We start from the raw sequence: 14,126 nt of genomic DNA, 5'->3' as shown, positions 1-14,126 counted from the left end.
CCCGACCCGCCGACCTCACCCGGATACAACACTGGTCCGCCTGGCGCCGACACCACCAAGCCCGAGCACGCGCCAGCCACTACAAACGCCGGCACCAACTCGAATCAACCTGGTCAAGCCATAACCCGTGACTGCCGTATTAGAGCGCAAAGTTCCGCGCCCTGACCCCGAAGACCCCGGCTCAAAGCTTCCTCGCCCCGATCTCGAGAACGATCCCCCGTCCTTTCCCACCGGAGAGACACTGAAAGCGAGCCAGATAGGCAAACGTGAAGACCAGGCAATTGCCGATTTCGCCAGCCTAGAAAGGACAGTGACGTGACAGACCCGGAAAACGAGACCATCGCTCGCGACCTTACCAAGATCTTTACCGAAGCCCAAGTGCGGCTTGCCGGCTACAGCGAAGGCGATCGGTCAATGCTCGCTGAGTCAAAGCGATCCGTTGATGATCGGGCACGAGAGGTCGTGCTGGGCCAAGTAGACCCGATGTCCCGGTAGCTTGCCAACGAACAAGGAGAACCGACAGTCGCGCCGAATGTTACCGGACGTGTAGGTCCGCGTCAGAAATGTCGGAGCCGATGCAGTTGGCCTGGTGTTAGTAAAGGCTTTCTCATCGATATGACGGCGGAATCCTCTCACCGATCTGTCGTTTTCTTGAGGATTGTTTTGGTGGGCAAGTCCAGGGTCCGATTTGGCGAGGCGGTAGAAGACGCGGTTGTGGCAAGCTGGCCGCGTGTGGTGCCTGGATCTTGATCTGGCGGTCTTGTCGTACCGGGCTCCTACGATGTACCGATGACGCGATTCGTGCAGCAGCCCGACTACGAGGGTGCCGAGTTCATCGACCTGTCCATGGCCAGCGCGACCTTCCGCGAGGTGGATCTCAGCGGCGCCCGGATGCGCGGCGTGGTGCTGTTCAACGCTGACATCGACGGGGCGATCGACGGGTTGCGCGTCAATGGCGTGGAAGTCATGCCGTTGATCGAGGCCGAGCTGGATCGCCTGCATCCCGAACGGCTGCGACTGCGGCCGACCACACCCGAGACGATGCGCGACGCGGTGGACGTCATCGAGGAGCTGTGGCAAGCGACGATCCGACGTGCAAACGCGCTGCCGGAGGAGGCCGTCTACAGGTCAGTGAACGACGAATGGTCACTGGCCCAAACCCTGCGCCACACGATCTTCGTCGTGGACGCCTGGTATGGCCACGCGGCGGCCCTTCGCCCCAACCCGTTCCATCCGATCGGCGTGCCGGCATCGTTCACCACCAACAGCGCCGAGTTCGGCATCGACGAGTCGGCCGCGCCCACCCTCGACGAAATCCTCGCCGTGCGCGCCGAGCGGATCGCCGATCTGCGCGCATATCTGGCGGAGGTCACGCAGGAGGAGCTGGACCGGGTCCGGGGGCCGAACACGACGATCGGCTGCCCGCCGCCAGCCGAGCGCACGGCGGTCAAGTGCCTGCAAGTCATCTTCAGCGACGAGTGGGCGCACGTGCAGTTCGCCAACCGCGACCTGGCCATCCTGGAACAGGAGTATGCGTGATGCTCCGCAAGCGCTGTACCTGGCCGTGGGGCACTGCGGTACTGAGGTTTGACCCGCGAGGTGGACACTCTGAAACTTGGACCTGTTGGTTCAGGAAGGGAATGTCCAGGTGGGACGTCCATCGAAGTACTCCGACGAGTTCAGAGCTGACGCGGTCGCGTTGTACCGTGCGTCGGATCGTTCCAGCGTGAAGGTGATCGCCGATCGGATCGGCATCAACCACGAGACGCTGCGGCAGTGGGTCAAGGCTGCTGATGAGGCTGATTCCTTCAACAGGCCGGCTGGCGGGCTCAACGCCGATGAGCGGGCCGAGTTGGCGCGGCTGCGCAAGGCGGAACGGGAGTGGCATCTGGAACGGGAAATTTTGCGTAAGGCTGCCCAGTTTTTCGCCAAGGAGATGAAGTGAAGGCCTGCCGTTGGGTCTTCATCTCCATGCACCGCAACGAGTTCGGTGTGCAACGGTTGTGTCAGGTCCTCGGCGTGCACCGCTCGGCCTACTACAAGTGGCTGGCCGGAACCCAGGCCCGCGCCAGTCGGGCCGCCGATGAGGCGCAGCTGCTGGCCGCGATCCGGACCGAGCATGCCGCCTCAGGCGGCACCTACGGCGTGCCGCGTATCCATGCCCAGCTGCGTGGGCAGGGCCGACGGATCAACCGTAAACGGGTGGCCCGGCTGATGCGCCGCCACGGCATCGCCGGGCTGCACCTGCGCAGGCGTCGCCGGACCACCATCCCTGACAAGACTGCCGCGCCGGCGCCTGACCTGCTCGGCCGGGACTTCACCGCGCCCGAGCCGAACGTGAAGTGGTGCGGGGACATCACGTATCTGCGGGTCGGCCGGTCGTGGATGTTCCTGGCCACGGTGATCGACCTGTACTCGCGGCGGCTGGTCGGCTATTCGATGGCCGATCACATGCGTGCCGACCTGGTCGTCGCGGCGTTGCGCAACGCGGTGACTGCCCGGGGCGGCGACGTGGCCGGTGTCGTGTTCCACACCGACAGGGGATCGCAATACACGTCGGAGAAGTTCGCGAAAGCCTGTGCCGCGTACGGGATCCGGCGGTCGATGGGTGCGGTCGGGTCGAGCACGGACAACGCCGTCGCCGAAGCTTGGTTCGCGGCGCTGAAACGAGAACTGCCCTTCGGCGCCAGATGGGCCACGGCGCAACGAGCCCGGCTGGACGTTTTCGGCTGGATTTCCTTCTACAACAACACACGACGGCACTCCACCCTGGGCTACCTCAGCCCGGTCGCCTACGAGAACCGTCACCCCTCAACCGCTATGCTGGCCCTGGCCGCATGAAACCCGGTGTCCACCTCCCGGGGCAAACCTCAAGTTCAGCCTGTACCCATTGGCAGGTCAGGGTTTCCATCGCGAACACGTCCAGGCGGTTGGTGTCGAGCAGGACGTACTCGCCCGGCCTCGTGGCGCGTAGCCTGCCGTAGACACCTTGCGGCCGGGCGGCGATCGCCCGTTTCTGTTTCGTGTGCCGGTGAATGCGTTGGTGCCCTTGGTGATCCGGGTCAACATCTTGTACCCGGTCGACTCTGCCGGGCAAGGCACGACGTCCTGGCCGTAGCGTTCCGTGACAAGTGCTTGCGTCTGGGCCAGGATGAGCGCCTTGGTCGGCCGGCTGCCATCGACATGCCAGGCGAGCACTTGCTGGCAGGCGTCGATCCAGCGTGGATCGGTTTGGCCCCAGGCGTTGGTGGCCCAGCCGGTGTGGGCGGGCAGCAGGCCCTGAGGCCCATGCGTTTCCAGGGTGGTTGCCCACCGCCGCAAGGTGCTGATCCCCACCCGCAGCTCGTCGGCTTTGGCCCGGTACCGGTCCATCCGCGACACCCCCGGCGCAAACTGGGACCGTGGCTCTCCCGGCAGGGCAAGGTTTTCATCGCCGAGCCGGTATCCGGTCAGCATCTCCCGCAAATGCTCCACCTGATCGCGTAACACATCGGTGCGCGCCTCATCCAGCGTCCCGAACGCTGCACCGCTACTGCCACCGGGCTGCGCCGGTACGGTGGAAACATACGTGGTCGGATGGCCCAGCAGCCGGGCGGTATCGACCTGGCGAAGTTCATCACCGCCACGGCGTTGCAGCAGCAGCCTGCGCCCGGCAAATTCCACTACCGTCCACATCGTACCGTCGTGATGCAGCACGGTGCCAACCCGAAGCGTTGTCAGCCCGCTCATCGCGGCGCCTTATACAGCACCGAATCCCCGCCCAGCCGACGGTTCAAGTCGGTGCGCAGCAGCCCACGCCACAGCGCCGCCAGCAGCGCCGGCCTCACCCTGAGCACCAGCCCATCGGTGGCCAGGCGCTGCTCGGCGCAGGCGAGCTGTTCGCCATCACGTACCGCGTCGGCAGCCGCAGCCGCCAAGGTCCGGGCCACGACGGTATCGCGGCGGTAACCGGCCAGGAACCGCACATTCGACATTCGCCAAGACCGTGGCGTCGCAGCCGGTCCATACCTCATATCCCCAGCCGCGCGCGGTAAACAAGGCAGCCGGCCACGCCAGCTGCTGCGCAACACGCGGATCAGCAACCCGGCTGGCCAGCTTGACATTCACCACGGTCACCGTTCCATCCACCGAGACCAGCAGGAAATCCGGGACCTGCGAACGCTTTCGCCCGCCAACCATGGCGGTCAGCCGCAACGGCTGCGCCCGTATGTCGACCGTCGAAACGTCGAAGTCTGCGAGCAGGACCCGGCACAGTTCCAGCTGGCTCTCGTAAACGACATGACTACTTGTTGTCGCTGACCAATACGAGCCAGGTAGATGACGCTGACCCGGCCGTGACCGCCACCGCCGAAACGGGACCGCCCGGGCCACATCCGCAGCCCGCAACTGTCCCAGCGCCACGGAACTCACTTGTCCGTCACCACCGCGCAGTTGGACGACCGCATCGCCGCCGCTCATCTGCGCTATCGCATCACCCGCCGGGTCGTAGAACTCGTGACAGCCTTCAACCGCAACGTCTTGCGCCATCGCAGCAGACAGGATCATGCCCTGATCTGATCAGGGGACGCGCACCAAGACCATATTCACACCCATGAGTGAAACTGAGTGAACCTGGCCTGTGCGGATGGGCGCCGAATACCACCACATCCCTGGGGGGCAGGGGCGGGGCTTCTCGCCGGTTTGTCCCCGGTCGGGGAGCTGTCCATTTCGATGAGGGCGGATTACTGCCGCCTGCCTGGGCAGGCGAATTCAGACACCCGTTGGATAGCTGTCAAGCTGCGCCGATGACGCTGGTGTCCGAACCGGTTGTCGCGCTTGGCGGGTAACGGTTAGGGGGCAGCGCTGTTGATGATCCTTACCGGTTCTTTGGTCCAGTCGTAGTCCCATGCCACGCATTCGGGCTTGGATTGTTCGGTTTCGCAGAGTACGGCCTCGAATCCCATCCGGTAGGAGTAGGTGTTGTCTCCGGAGCGGTATGTGATGCGCAGTAACGCGCCCCGAGCGGTCTTGTCGGTGGGCTTGCTGAACTGGACGCCCACTTGGGTTCTATGCTCGGTGGGCGTGCTTTCCATCCCTTGCGTGCAAGGTGTGTCGATGTTCGCATCTCCCTGCCGATATCCAAGATCCCAGAGCGTTTCGCTTTCAGTGACCGGCGACGGATATGTCACGCCAGCTGGCGGTACCGCGGGTCGTGTGGCGAACGCCTCGACGAAGAAGCCACCGTCCGTATATTCCATGCTCACATCCACGATCTTGATCGAGCCGGGGCGATCGATACATAAGTAGATGCTGTCGAAGATGGCGGGCTGGCCCGCGCGACGGTGCGGCAGGGACATCCCTGACCATCCGTCACCCTCCTTGGGGTGCTGCGGTATCCGGGGATCATCCTGATCCGTGCAGCCGGTGACCGGGGTCATGGTGAGCAGACTCGTCATGACGACCGCGATCGCGCGGGCCAGCCTTCTCATTGCGTTACTCCCGTCGAACCTCGGGGGCTACTGTGGGTAGGCACCAGCTTGAGGAGCGGACACCCAACCGGAACTGTTTGAGCCGCAGAGCTTTCCGGGTCCGGAGAAGGTCCACTTCAGTTTGGTGTTGTTGCTGAATTGCGCTTGCGCACTCACGTTGGCCACGGTGAGGTTGACCCCTGTGCTGAAGACGACGTTAGTCCCCGAATTCTTCGTGTAGGTCCCGCTGCTATAGTTGGTGCAGCTGGTCCACACAGGTGTGATGCTGGGGCCGAACCCCGAGTTGAGTGCGTAGTAGCCGATCGGCCTCCACTCGTAGTACCAGGTCCAGGCGCAGAAGAAGCTGTACTTTCGGTAATTGACCTTGTTGTAGACGATACGTGCGCCGCTGCTGTACGTGGTTTCGGCGCTGGCACCGAAGCTGAGGGTGAGACTGCCGCTCTGGTGCCAGCTTCCGTTTCCGCCGTCGTATGCGACGCCCAAGGTGTGCTGGGTGCCAACCTCCTGGTCAACAGTGGGTGGGGCGTAACCTGAGCCGACCGCCTGGACGAAACTTTCTGTCCGCCCGTACTGGTATTCGTCCATCGGAGACCAGACTGTGCAGTCGAGCGGCTGGAAGGAATCTGCTGTCTTGCTGGCCATGGTACGTGGCCCGCGGGTCACCTTGGCGGCCTCAATGCCTTTGACGGGGCCGAGAGGCTGTCCGTCGATGCCAACCCATTTTTCCGGTTCGTTGCCTTCCTCAACGACGTGTGCGACGTCTCCGATATCTATCGACAGCCGTGTGGGTGCCTGCCCGGCAACGCTGCGCTGGGCGAGCAGGGCCGGGGAGACACGTGGGTTGCCCCATAGACCTGGTGCATTCTTGTCGGCCTTCGTTGCGGTGAAGTTCCACCGGATCTGGTGCTGGCCGTCCGCGGCGATCAGGGTAAGGTCCACTGCGCCGTTGGATCCGATGTAATCCTTGGCAAGCTTGCCCAGATCGACAGAGATCGCGAAACGACCTTTCGCGTCGGTGGTTTCTTGGGCGACAAGCTCCTGACGGAACCCGGCACCGGCGGGTAGCTTGGCCAGAACCTCCGTCGATGGCCAGGCCACAGCATTCACATCAGCGCCCGACACCGGCTGGCCGTTCTTTGTGACTACGCCACTGACCATGGTCGCGGCGTTGATCGAGGGACCAGGCACATCCCCATTGTCGGCAGCGGCGGCGGTGGCTGGGACAGCGACCACAGCGCTGAAGAAGAGCGGCACGACCAACGATGCTCGCCACAGCCCTTCGACGCGGCGCCGACCGCCATCGCGGCCGAGGTGCGCACGCTCTTCTTGGGCGCGTATCATCAACAGAGTCCTCATGTTCCTCCTTCGACGTGGACGAGGACGACAGCGGCTACGGTGTTCCCAGCACCGCAGCCGCTACTTACGTTTCAGGATTGCGTCCAACCCCCTGAAATATTCCAGAGCCCTGAGGATAGTGGTACGCCGATGCATCCGTTGGCCCCGTTCCAGTGATGAACGTCGCTGCAAGTGGGGCATGACTTCGGACAGTGACGGCGCAGTGAACTTACGAACCTGGTCAGAGGCCAGCTGTCATTGGAGTTCGGGGCCGAGGTAGCCAGAAAGTTACGCATAGCGATATGTAACGAACTGGTAACGGCGCTTTCTTTGCGATGAACGGACCGTGCCTTGCAGCTCAACTCAAGGACATCACTTCCGAGAATGGCCATCAGGTTCGGTAACCTACAAACAGCATCAGAGCCCTGGAATCCCCATACTGCGGAGGAAGGACACGGGATCGACGGCCTGTCCTGTGCTGTCTCGATCGGCGTTGAGGTGGACCTCGATATGGAGATGTGGCCCAGAAGAGTGGCCGGTGGATCCCACGACGCCGATCGGTTGGCCGGCAAGGACCTGATCGCCCACCCTGACCAGCGGCGCGGTGTCCAAATGACAGTAGCGTGTCATCACATTGCCCGGATGGAGCAGCTCAAGGAACCAGCCGCAGCCACCAGTAAGATCGGGATCTCCGTCTCGGTCACAGCCCCAGTCGCTGCCGTCGCGCCGGTCGATGGCATTGCACCGTACCTTTATGACCTCGCCCGCGGCGGCTGCGCGGATCGGCGTCTGCCTCGGGGCTGGCAGGTCCGCACCATCATGCGATGGCCTTCCCGCGGTGCGGAACCCGGAGGTAACCTGGTACCCGGGAAGAGGGTGAGTCCAACCGGCAGTGCTCACGCATTGCTCAAGGTCACCGAGAATTGCCCATGATCCCTGAGAAGCTACAGCGTCGGCGAGCTGGATCGCATCACTGGTCCACTTCGCGTACGCCTCGGGATAGGCGCTGACCTGAACCCGTTGCGCTGCTTCGGTCAGCGGCATCTGCTGCCAGCCAGGGATGGTCAGCAGCTTTTCGTAAAACTTGCCCGCCTGGTAGGTGGGGTCGGCGAGCTGTTGCGGCGTGCCCCAGCCCTGGCTCGGGCGTTGCTGGAACACACCGATCGAGTCGTGGTCGTTGTTCTCGCCGAGGTGGGGCAGGTTGCGTAGCTGGGACTCCTGCATGGCGGTGGCCAGGGCAACGACCCAGCCCCACCGCGGCACGCCTTTGGTGACACCGACGTGGACGATGGTGGCGGCGATGGAGACCTGCTCGCGGTCCCAGCGGCCGATGCCGGGCTGGCCGGAGCCGTTGGGGTACGCGGGTGTGCAGCCGCCGGAGCCGCCCAGGACAGCGGAGACCAGCAGCATCGGCACGCCGATGCAACCGAGCAGGACAGCGACGATGAGGCCGGTGATGGCTTTCGTAGTCATGGCGTGATGGCCTTTCTGGGCAACAAAAAAAGGGGCCGCGTGCGCGCTCGGTGTGGCCGGCGCGGCGGCCCAGAAGGACTGGGGTGGTTCAGGAAAGGTGTTGGCGCAATTCGGCTGTGGCCGTGCGCAGGAGGCGCGCGATGGCGCTGTCGGCCGGGTTGCGGTCGGTGGTGACCGGTGCGGCGCGCCGCCAATCGAAGCGGTCCGCCGCGAGCGTCGGCACCGTCCACAGGTCGCCGTGGTAGTTGAGGAACAAGGCCGCGTGTGGGGCCAGCAGAGTGGTTGGCTGGGTGGCGCAGGTGATCCGGCAGTGGCAGCCGGAGTCGTTGTAGGTGAAGCGGTGCCGTCCGTGGTGCGTTGGGCAGCGGCAGTCGCAGGTGCGCTCGAAAGGGCTCGGTGGCAGGCGGGTCACGTGCGTTCTCCTTGGGGTGAAACACAAAAAGGGCCGGTGGGCCGCCCTCTCGGGCGGCCCGACCAGGCCCTTGGTGTGCTGGGTTTACGAGGGGTCGCGGCGCAGCTGCGTCGGGTTGGCCAGGACGGTGGCGGTCTGGCGCAACTGCGGGTGATGATGAGGCTGCGTCGTAGAAGTCGTGGTGTTCGTGGATGTGGTCGGCGGTACTCCAGTCCCACTGGCCGCCGGGAAGCCGGTTGACGAACCATAGGTCGCCGCCGTTGTCGAGGAGCAGGGCGCAGTTCCACTGCTCGGCAAGCAGGGTCATCGGCTGGGTGGTGCAGGTAAACACTGTTGACCGCACTAACGGCGTGTCCTACGCGGGTGAGCGCCGACCCGGTCGGAATCTCCTCCTGGAGCAAGAGCGAAGGAGGAGATATGGGCGGCCCAGATGTGATGCGGGACATCGCCTCGCTGACGGTGGCAAGGGTGGGCTCGGTCCGGTCCAGGCCCGACCCAGTGCTGCCGTGGATCGTGGTCGACGGCGCGGGTGAGCCTGTTGGCCCAGTCAGCGGGTTCTTGCGCAACGTGCTGGCCTGCGGGTCGAGCACCGCGTCCTGCCGTTCGTATGCGTTCGACATGCTGCGCTGGTTCCGATTCCTGGCCGCGATCGAGGTCGAGTGGGACCGGGCTCAGCGCAGCGATATGCGTGACTTCGTACTGTGGCTGCGCACCAGTCACAATCCGGCCCGGGACCGGCGCCGAAGGGGTGCTCCGGCTCCGGGATCGGTCAACCCGCGCACCGGCAAGCCGTATCTGCGTGAGGGGTACGCTCCGGCGACGATCAACCATGCAATCTCGGTGATCGCCGAGTTCTATGACTTTCACCTTCGAAACGGCGATGGCCCGGTGGTATCGCCGGTGCCGCCGCGCCGGTATCGGGGCGGCCGGGTTTATGCGCACCACAATCCGCTGGAGCCGTTCGGGCTACGGCGACGGGGGCCGCTGCGGCAGAAGCAACCCGAGCTTGCGCCACGGGCGGTCCCCGATGAGGTGCTAGCGGATCTGTTCGCACACTTGGATTGTCACCGGGACCGGGCACTGTTCAGCATGTTTTTGACCAGCGGTGCCCGCGCCGCTGAGCTGCTGGGAATGAGCGTGTCCGATGCACACCCCGGCGATGGCCGGATCTTCGTGCGGGGCAAGGGATTGGGCGGTGCCAAGCAGGCGTGCCCGGCGTCGCCGGAGGCGTTCGCATGGCTGGCGTTGTATCTGGGCGACCTTTCGCAGCAGGGCCATCGGCCCGAACCGTGCGAGCCGTTGTGGTGGACCCGCCGTAACCCGTTGCGGCCGTTGACCTACACCGCGCTGCGGGCCGTCCTACGCCGGATCAACGAGAGGCTCGCCACCAACATCACGATCCACGATCTTCGCCACACGCTGTGCCTGCGGCTGGTCAACGATCCGAATGTGAGCCTGGTGGATGCCCAGCAGGTAATGCGACACCGGCATATCACGACTACCAGCGGCTACGTGCGACCCCGCGTGGACGAGGTAATCGCCAAGTTGCAGGAGCACTACAACCGGCCTGCCGCGCCGCCGGTGCAGGCGGACGGCTGGCACTACGACCAGTCCGATTTGGACAGCGTGTTCGGAGGCCGTTGATGCCGCGCTATGGAAATGTGCCGCGTACCCCGGTCAGCCAGCGGCGACCGGAACTGTTGCAGGTTCCCGCTCCGATCGCTCCGCCACCGCCAACACCCAACGAGCACGACCACGCCACCGTCGCGGTGGTGCTGGAGCGGGTCACCGAGTTGTTCGATGACCCCACAGCGCGGGTGCGTAACGCGCGCCGGTTGTCGGTGCGGCGGGTCCTGGCCTGGCTGGACGGTATGCCTGCCGACACATGGCAGGACCGGTGGCTGTTGTCCACCGCCGACAATCAGCCGCCGGGCTGGGTGCCCGAGCCGTTCGACGGCCCAAAACGGTCGCACTACTTCACCGGCGTCAGCACGCTGATAGTGGTCGGGGTAGTCCGCCCGTCATACGAGTGGCTGTTCGGCAACCGCCCGCAGCACCTGTACGACACCTACCGCCGCCACCATCAGCGGGAAGCGTTCGCCGAACTGGAGCGATTGGCGCAGGGCCATGTCGGATCGGCGATGCATCGCCAGGCTGCGTTAACCATCCTGACCCGTGTGGTCATCGTGACCGGCAAAGACCTGCGGCAGGTCCACTTCCGCGACCTGACCACCTACGCGGCGGCCCGCCTTGCCACCGGCCGCTACACCACCGCGCTGGCGCTGGCCTACGACCTGCTTAAAGCGATCGGCGGGCTGGCCGATGCGCCGCCGACCTTCAGGCAGGCCAGTGCCCGTGGGCAGCTGACCGTCGCGCAGATGGTGGACCGGTACCCGATCGCTAACAAGGCGATGCGTGACGTGCTGGTGCACTATCTGGCCGAGCGGGCGGCGGCGCTGGACTACAACTCGCTGTCAACGCTGTCGCAGGTGCTGGCCGAGCATTTTTGGATCGACCTGGAGCGCCACCATCCCGGCATCGACTCCCTGCGGCTGCCCGCCGAGGTGGCCCAGGCGTGGAAGCAGCGCATCCGGGTGCTTCCCGATGGGCGGCCCCGGCTGCACTACGAGACCATGCTGCTGGCAGTGCGGGCGTTCTACTTGGATCTGCAGCAGTGGGCGATGGACGAGCCCGGCCTGTGGGCGCAGTGGTCGGCCCCGTGCCCGGTCACTGACGCCGACATGCGCGGCACTGTTAAGGAAAAACGGCGCCGTCAGGCCCGGATGCACCAACGCACCCGCACCCTCATTCCCGTACTCCCACAGCTGGTCGCCGCTGCCGAAACCCAACTGGCTCAAGCCGAGCGGCTCCTGGCCGCCGCCCGCGACACCCAGGCCGGGGACCGGTTCACCGTCGACGGCATCACCTACGAACGCACCGGCAAACCGACCAAGGTATGGCAGCCCTATAAGCTGCTGATACGTCCGATCTCGACCGACGGGCCGCGGCTGGACGCAGCGGTCGAGGAGGACCAGGCGTTTTGGGCGTGGGCCGCCGTCGAAGTGTTGCGGCGCACCGGAGCTCGGATCGAGGAGCTGCTGGAACTGACCCACCTGTCGCTGCGCCAATACCAGACCCCCAACGGGGAAATGGTGCCGCTGCTGCAAATCAGCCCCTCGAAAACCGACCGTGAACGGGTCATCCCCGCCAACCCTGAACTGGTGTCGGTGCTGGCACGCATCATCCGCCGAGTCAAAGGACCTGATGGGAAGGTCCCGCTGCTGTCACGCTACGACCACCACGAGCGAGTCTTCGGGCCGCCACTGCCGCACCTTTTCCAGCGCCGCTCGCTGAACCGTCTCGCCGTCATCAGCGCCGGCTACGTCGGCGACCTGCTCGACAAACTCGCCGCCCAGGCAGGCATCACCGATGTGGACAGCAGCCCCATCAGGTTCTCCGCCCACGACTTCCGCAGAATCTTCAGCACCGAAACAGTCAACAGCGGCCTGCCCATCCATATTGCCGCCAAGATCCTCGGCCATCTTGATCTTAATACCACCCAGGGGTATGTCGCGGTGTATGAGGAGGAGGTGATCCGGCACTACCGGGCGTTCATCGACGCAGGACGTGCCCGTCGGCCCAACGAGGAATACCGCGAACCCACTGATACTGAATGGGCTGAGTTCCGCGACCACTTTCAGCTGCGCAAAGTCGCCCTCGGTATCTGCGACCGCCCCTACGGAACGCCATGTCAACACGAACACGCGTGTGTCAGGTGCCCGATGCTCCGCCTTGACCTGCAACAACTTCCCCGGCTCTTACAGATCGAAACCAACCACCGCGACCGGCTCGAAGAAGCCCGCAAGATGCAATGGCTCGGCGAAGTCGCCGCGATAGAGGAGGGGCTACGGCACATTGAGACCAAGAAGCAGCAGGCTCAACGGCTCCTCGTTCAGGCAGACGCCGGACCCGACATACTCTGCTGATTCTCCTGGCGACGGTCAGTCAGGAGCCTGGTCAGTTGATCCCAAGGTCGGTCGCGAACGCGGTGAAACTGGGTGCCACGAGCCGCCATGAACATTGCTTCGGGTCAGTCCAGAAGTCGCTGGCCACAACGCGTGGCTTGCCGTGGTCTTGGCGATAGTCCAGCGCGATGGCGACATCGTCGCCAGGAACCCTGTTGACCGCTATCAACACAGCCCGCTCGATGTCGAGCCATGGCAGCTCGACGGCCTCACCATGTGCGCTGCCGCGCACCGTCCTGAATAGTCGTGCCGACAACTGGTCGTCGGCGAACATGTCCAGCGACGCCGACTCTTGATCCATCTGCTTCATGCTGGACAAGAAGGCCAGCGGCGCTTCGAACCACGGCAGAAAGTGCCGCAATGCTGCATCGCCTGGATACCGCCACCGCCCGTCCGTGAGCATGTCGATCAGAAGCCGAGGAAGCGGCAGGCCACGAACCGTCGGCTCGGTCACGGCACTTTGCCCATCTGGCGGCGACGCTCGGCGACCCCGGACAGGTAGGTCTCCCACTGGCCGGAGAAATCACCAGGGCTGGCGAACCTCTCCAACTGGCCCACATGGTCCACCCAGGCGCGGCTCATCCGTGAGATCAAGACGCCGTTGATGGTGCGTATCCAGATGCTGGCCGCTTCCTTATTGGAGCCGTCAAGCAACAGATTGAACTGGAATACGCGCTGAGAACACAACCGTGAGTCGCGGATCAGGTCGGCATCCGGTCGTGGCGAGCGTCGCAGCTCCCACTCCAGTCCGTCAGCCGAGGTGAATCGCTCGTATGGAAGGTCCAGACCGAACGGCTGGAGCGGATGGGACACTGGCGGGGAGAACGGATTAGCCCGGTCGGCGATGTCGAACCAGATGCCCTCGGCGATGGCCTCGACGAAGTAGTCGTGGAACACGAATAGGTAGTGCCGGTGCGTGTCCAGCAGCGGCGTCGAGTAATGGCGGGTCTCATACGCGTGCCGCTCTCGTAGCCACCGTGAGCCGTCCACGGTGAACACCCAATCGCCATGGCTGTATCGGATGGCCGAATCGTCGAACGGGAGGTGCTCGCCACGCGAGCCTCGGATCGCATCCAGCCCTTCGAAGGTCACCCGGCCTAGGTCGCCAGACCCGTTGATCTCAAAATAGAGCGCATGGTAAGCCGAGTCGGTCCCGGCTGCGTTGGCCACTTCGAGGCCGCCGTAGACGAGCCGCGGAGACGCCACGCTATCTGCGGTTAGCGGCACCGCCATCACTTGCAGTGACTCTGCCGTGCTGGTTACCACGTGCTCTTGCGCAGGCATTGGCATAGCGTCCCTCATTGCCTATGCGGAGTCCATGGCCGGGTTGCATCGAACTGGTGCGGGAGGGCGGACGGGTCCGGGGCTGGCACCTGCGCCTGATAGCCAATGACAAAATGCCCACCCAGTCAC

The 14,126-nt window shown here is 64.4% G+C and carries 13 protein-coding genes and 1 pseudogene; 5 read left to right on the top strand and 9 right to left on the bottom strand.

Features of this window, described 5'->3' with window-relative positions; all coding sequences use genetic code 11:
- Window positions 1-789 precede the first annotated feature (789 nt).
- Together DM816_RS16645 and DM816_RS16640 are read left to right on the top strand one after the other, a co-directional pair.
- Window positions 790-1,539 (top strand): DinB family protein, encoded by a 750-nt coding sequence (locus DM816_RS16645; RefSeq protein WP_117211144.1) that lies wholly within the window; start codon window positions 790-792, stop codon window positions 1,537-1,539.
- A 109-nt stretch (window positions 1,540-1,648) separates the two neighbouring features.
- Window positions 1,649-2,841 (top strand): annotated as a pseudogene (locus DM816_RS16640) (IS3 family transposase).
- A 57-nt stretch (window positions 2,842-2,898) separates the two neighbouring features.
- Here the strand turns inward: DM816_RS16640 and DM816_RS16635 are convergent.
- From DM816_RS16635 to DM816_RS45825, 3 genes are read right to left on the bottom strand one after another with little or no spacing between them, the layout of a single operon-like run.
- The gene (locus DM816_RS16635) at window positions 2,899-3,729 is read right to left on the bottom strand and encodes a hypothetical protein (RefSeq protein ID WP_117211143.1); all 831 of its coding nucleotides are present in this window, start codon (window positions 3,727-3,729) and stop codon (window positions 2,899-2,901) included.
- On the bottom strand, window positions 3,726-3,974 hold the full coding sequence (locus DM816_RS43810; protein WP_211588743.1) for a hypothetical protein: 249 nt from the start codon (window positions 3,972-3,974) through the stop codon (window positions 3,726-3,728). Before DM816_RS43810 ends, DM816_RS16635 begins: the two co-directional genes overlap by 4 nt.
- Window positions 3,886-4,458, bottom strand: a complete 573-nt coding sequence (locus DM816_RS45825) for a TnsA-like heteromeric transposase endonuclease subunit (RefSeq protein ID WP_425455247.1) — start codon at window positions 4,456-4,458, stop codon at window positions 3,886-3,888. The genes DM816_RS43810 and DM816_RS45825 overlap by 89 nt, the downstream gene beginning before the upstream one ends.
- On the opposite strand from DM816_RS45825, the gene DM816_RS44540 reads away from it, so the two are divergent.
- Window positions 4,411-4,557 (top strand): hypothetical protein, encoded by a 147-nt coding sequence (locus DM816_RS44540; RefSeq protein ID WP_162907538.1) that lies wholly within the window; start codon window positions 4,411-4,413, stop codon window positions 4,555-4,557. The genes DM816_RS45825 and DM816_RS44540 overlap by 48 nt on opposite strands.
- Before the next feature lie 272 nt (window positions 4,558-4,829).
- On the opposite strand, the gene DM816_RS16625 is transcribed toward DM816_RS44540, so the two are convergent.
- From DM816_RS16625 to DM816_RS16610, 4 genes are all read right to left on the bottom strand, one after another.
- Window positions 4,830-5,468 (bottom strand): hypothetical protein, encoded by a 639-nt coding sequence (locus DM816_RS16625; protein WP_117211142.1) that lies wholly within the window; start codon window positions 5,466-5,468, stop codon window positions 4,830-4,832.
- A gap of 27 nt (window positions 5,469-5,495) precedes the next feature.
- Window positions 5,496-6,824 carry a DUF4198 domain-containing protein gene (locus DM816_RS16620; protein WP_162907547.1) on the bottom strand — a complete coding sequence of 443 codons (1,329 nt, stop codon included), beginning with the start codon at window positions 6,822-6,824 and terminating at the stop codon, window positions 5,496-5,498.
- 396 nt (window positions 6,825-7,220) lie between these two features.
- The gene (locus DM816_RS16615) at window positions 7,221-8,276 is read right to left on the bottom strand and encodes a M23 family metallopeptidase (RefSeq protein ID WP_117211140.1); all 1,056 of its coding nucleotides are present in this window, start codon (window positions 8,274-8,276) and stop codon (window positions 7,221-7,223) included.
- 88 nt (window positions 8,277-8,364) lie between these two features.
- The gene (locus tag DM816_RS16610; protein ID WP_117211139.1) at window positions 8,365-8,688 is read right to left on the bottom strand and encodes a hypothetical protein; all 324 of its coding nucleotides are present in this window, start codon (window positions 8,686-8,688) and stop codon (window positions 8,365-8,367) included.
- 417 nt (window positions 8,689-9,105) lie between these two features.
- Between DM816_RS16610 and DM816_RS16605 the strand changes: the two genes are divergently transcribed.
- Together DM816_RS16605 and DM816_RS16600 are read left to right on the top strand one after the other, a co-directional pair.
- Window positions 9,106-10,332: a tyrosine-type recombinase/integrase gene (locus tag DM816_RS16605; protein ID WP_117211138.1), complete on the top strand. Its 1,227-nt coding sequence runs from the start codon at window positions 9,106-9,108 to the stop codon at window positions 10,330-10,332.
- Window positions 10,333-10,625: 293 nt separating this feature from the next.
- Window positions 10,626-12,674 (top strand): tyrosine-type recombinase/integrase, encoded by a 2,049-nt coding sequence (locus DM816_RS16600; RefSeq protein WP_162907546.1) that lies wholly within the window; start codon window positions 10,626-10,628, stop codon window positions 12,672-12,674.
- A gap of 31 nt (window positions 12,675-12,705) precedes the next feature.
- Here DM816_RS16600 and DM816_RS16595 read toward each other — a convergent pair whose 3' ends face one another.
- Window positions 12,706-13,014 carry a hypothetical protein gene (locus tag DM816_RS16595; protein WP_162907537.1) on the bottom strand — a complete coding sequence of 103 codons (309 nt, stop codon included), beginning with the start codon at window positions 13,012-13,014 and terminating at the stop codon, window positions 12,706-12,708.
- 149 nt (window positions 13,015-13,163) lie between these two features.
- The gene (locus DM816_RS16590; RefSeq protein WP_211588740.1) at window positions 13,164-13,919 is read right to left on the bottom strand and encodes a hypothetical protein; all 756 of its coding nucleotides are present in this window, start codon (window positions 13,917-13,919) and stop codon (window positions 13,164-13,166) included.
- Window positions 13,920-14,126: the final 207 nt, after the last annotated feature.

It is taken from the genome of Allorhizocola rhizosphaerae (assembly GCF_003426775.1).
GTDB lineage: Bacteria > Actinomycetota > Actinomycetes > Mycobacteriales > Micromonosporaceae > Allorhizocola > Allorhizocola rhizosphaerae.
The sequence above is the reverse complement of the archived record's forward strand: the minus strand, read 5'-3'. Positions and strand labels throughout refer to the sequence as shown.

Bases quoted from the DNA above. Each gene is read 5' to 3' on its own strand.
- DM816_RS16645 (WP_117211144.1), top strand. From the start codon at position 790: ATGACGCGATTCGTGCAGCAGCCCGACTACGAGGGTGCCGAGTTCATC.
- DM816_RS16635 (WP_117211143.1), bottom strand. From the start codon at position 3,729: ATGAGCGGGCTGACAACGCTTCGGGTTGGCACCGTGCTGCATCACGAC.
- DM816_RS43810 (WP_211588743.1), bottom strand. From the start codon at position 3,974: ATGTCGAATGTGCGGTTCCTGGCCGGTTACCGCCGCGATACCGTCGTG.
- DM816_RS45825 (WP_425455247.1), bottom strand. From the start codon at position 4,458: ATGAGCGGCGGCGATGCGGTCGTCCAACTGCGCGGTGGTGACGGACAA.
- DM816_RS16625 (WP_117211142.1), bottom strand. From the start codon at position 5,468: ATGAGAAGGCTGGCCCGCGCGATCGCGGTCGTCATGACGAGTCTGCTC.
- DM816_RS16620 (WP_162907547.1), bottom strand. From the start codon at position 6,824: ATGAGGACTCTGTTGATGATACGCGCCCAAGAAGAGCGTGCGCACCTC.
- DM816_RS16615 (WP_117211140.1), bottom strand. From the start codon at position 8,276: ATGACTACGAAAGCCATCACCGGCCTCATCGTCGCTGTCCTGCTCGGT.
- DM816_RS16605 (WP_117211138.1), top strand. From the start codon at position 9,106: ATGGGCGGCCCAGATGTGATGCGGGACATCGCCTCGCTGACGGTGGCA.
- DM816_RS16595 (WP_162907537.1), bottom strand. From the start codon at position 13,014: ATGGATCAAGAGTCGGCGTCGCTGGACATGTTCGCCGACGACCAGTTG.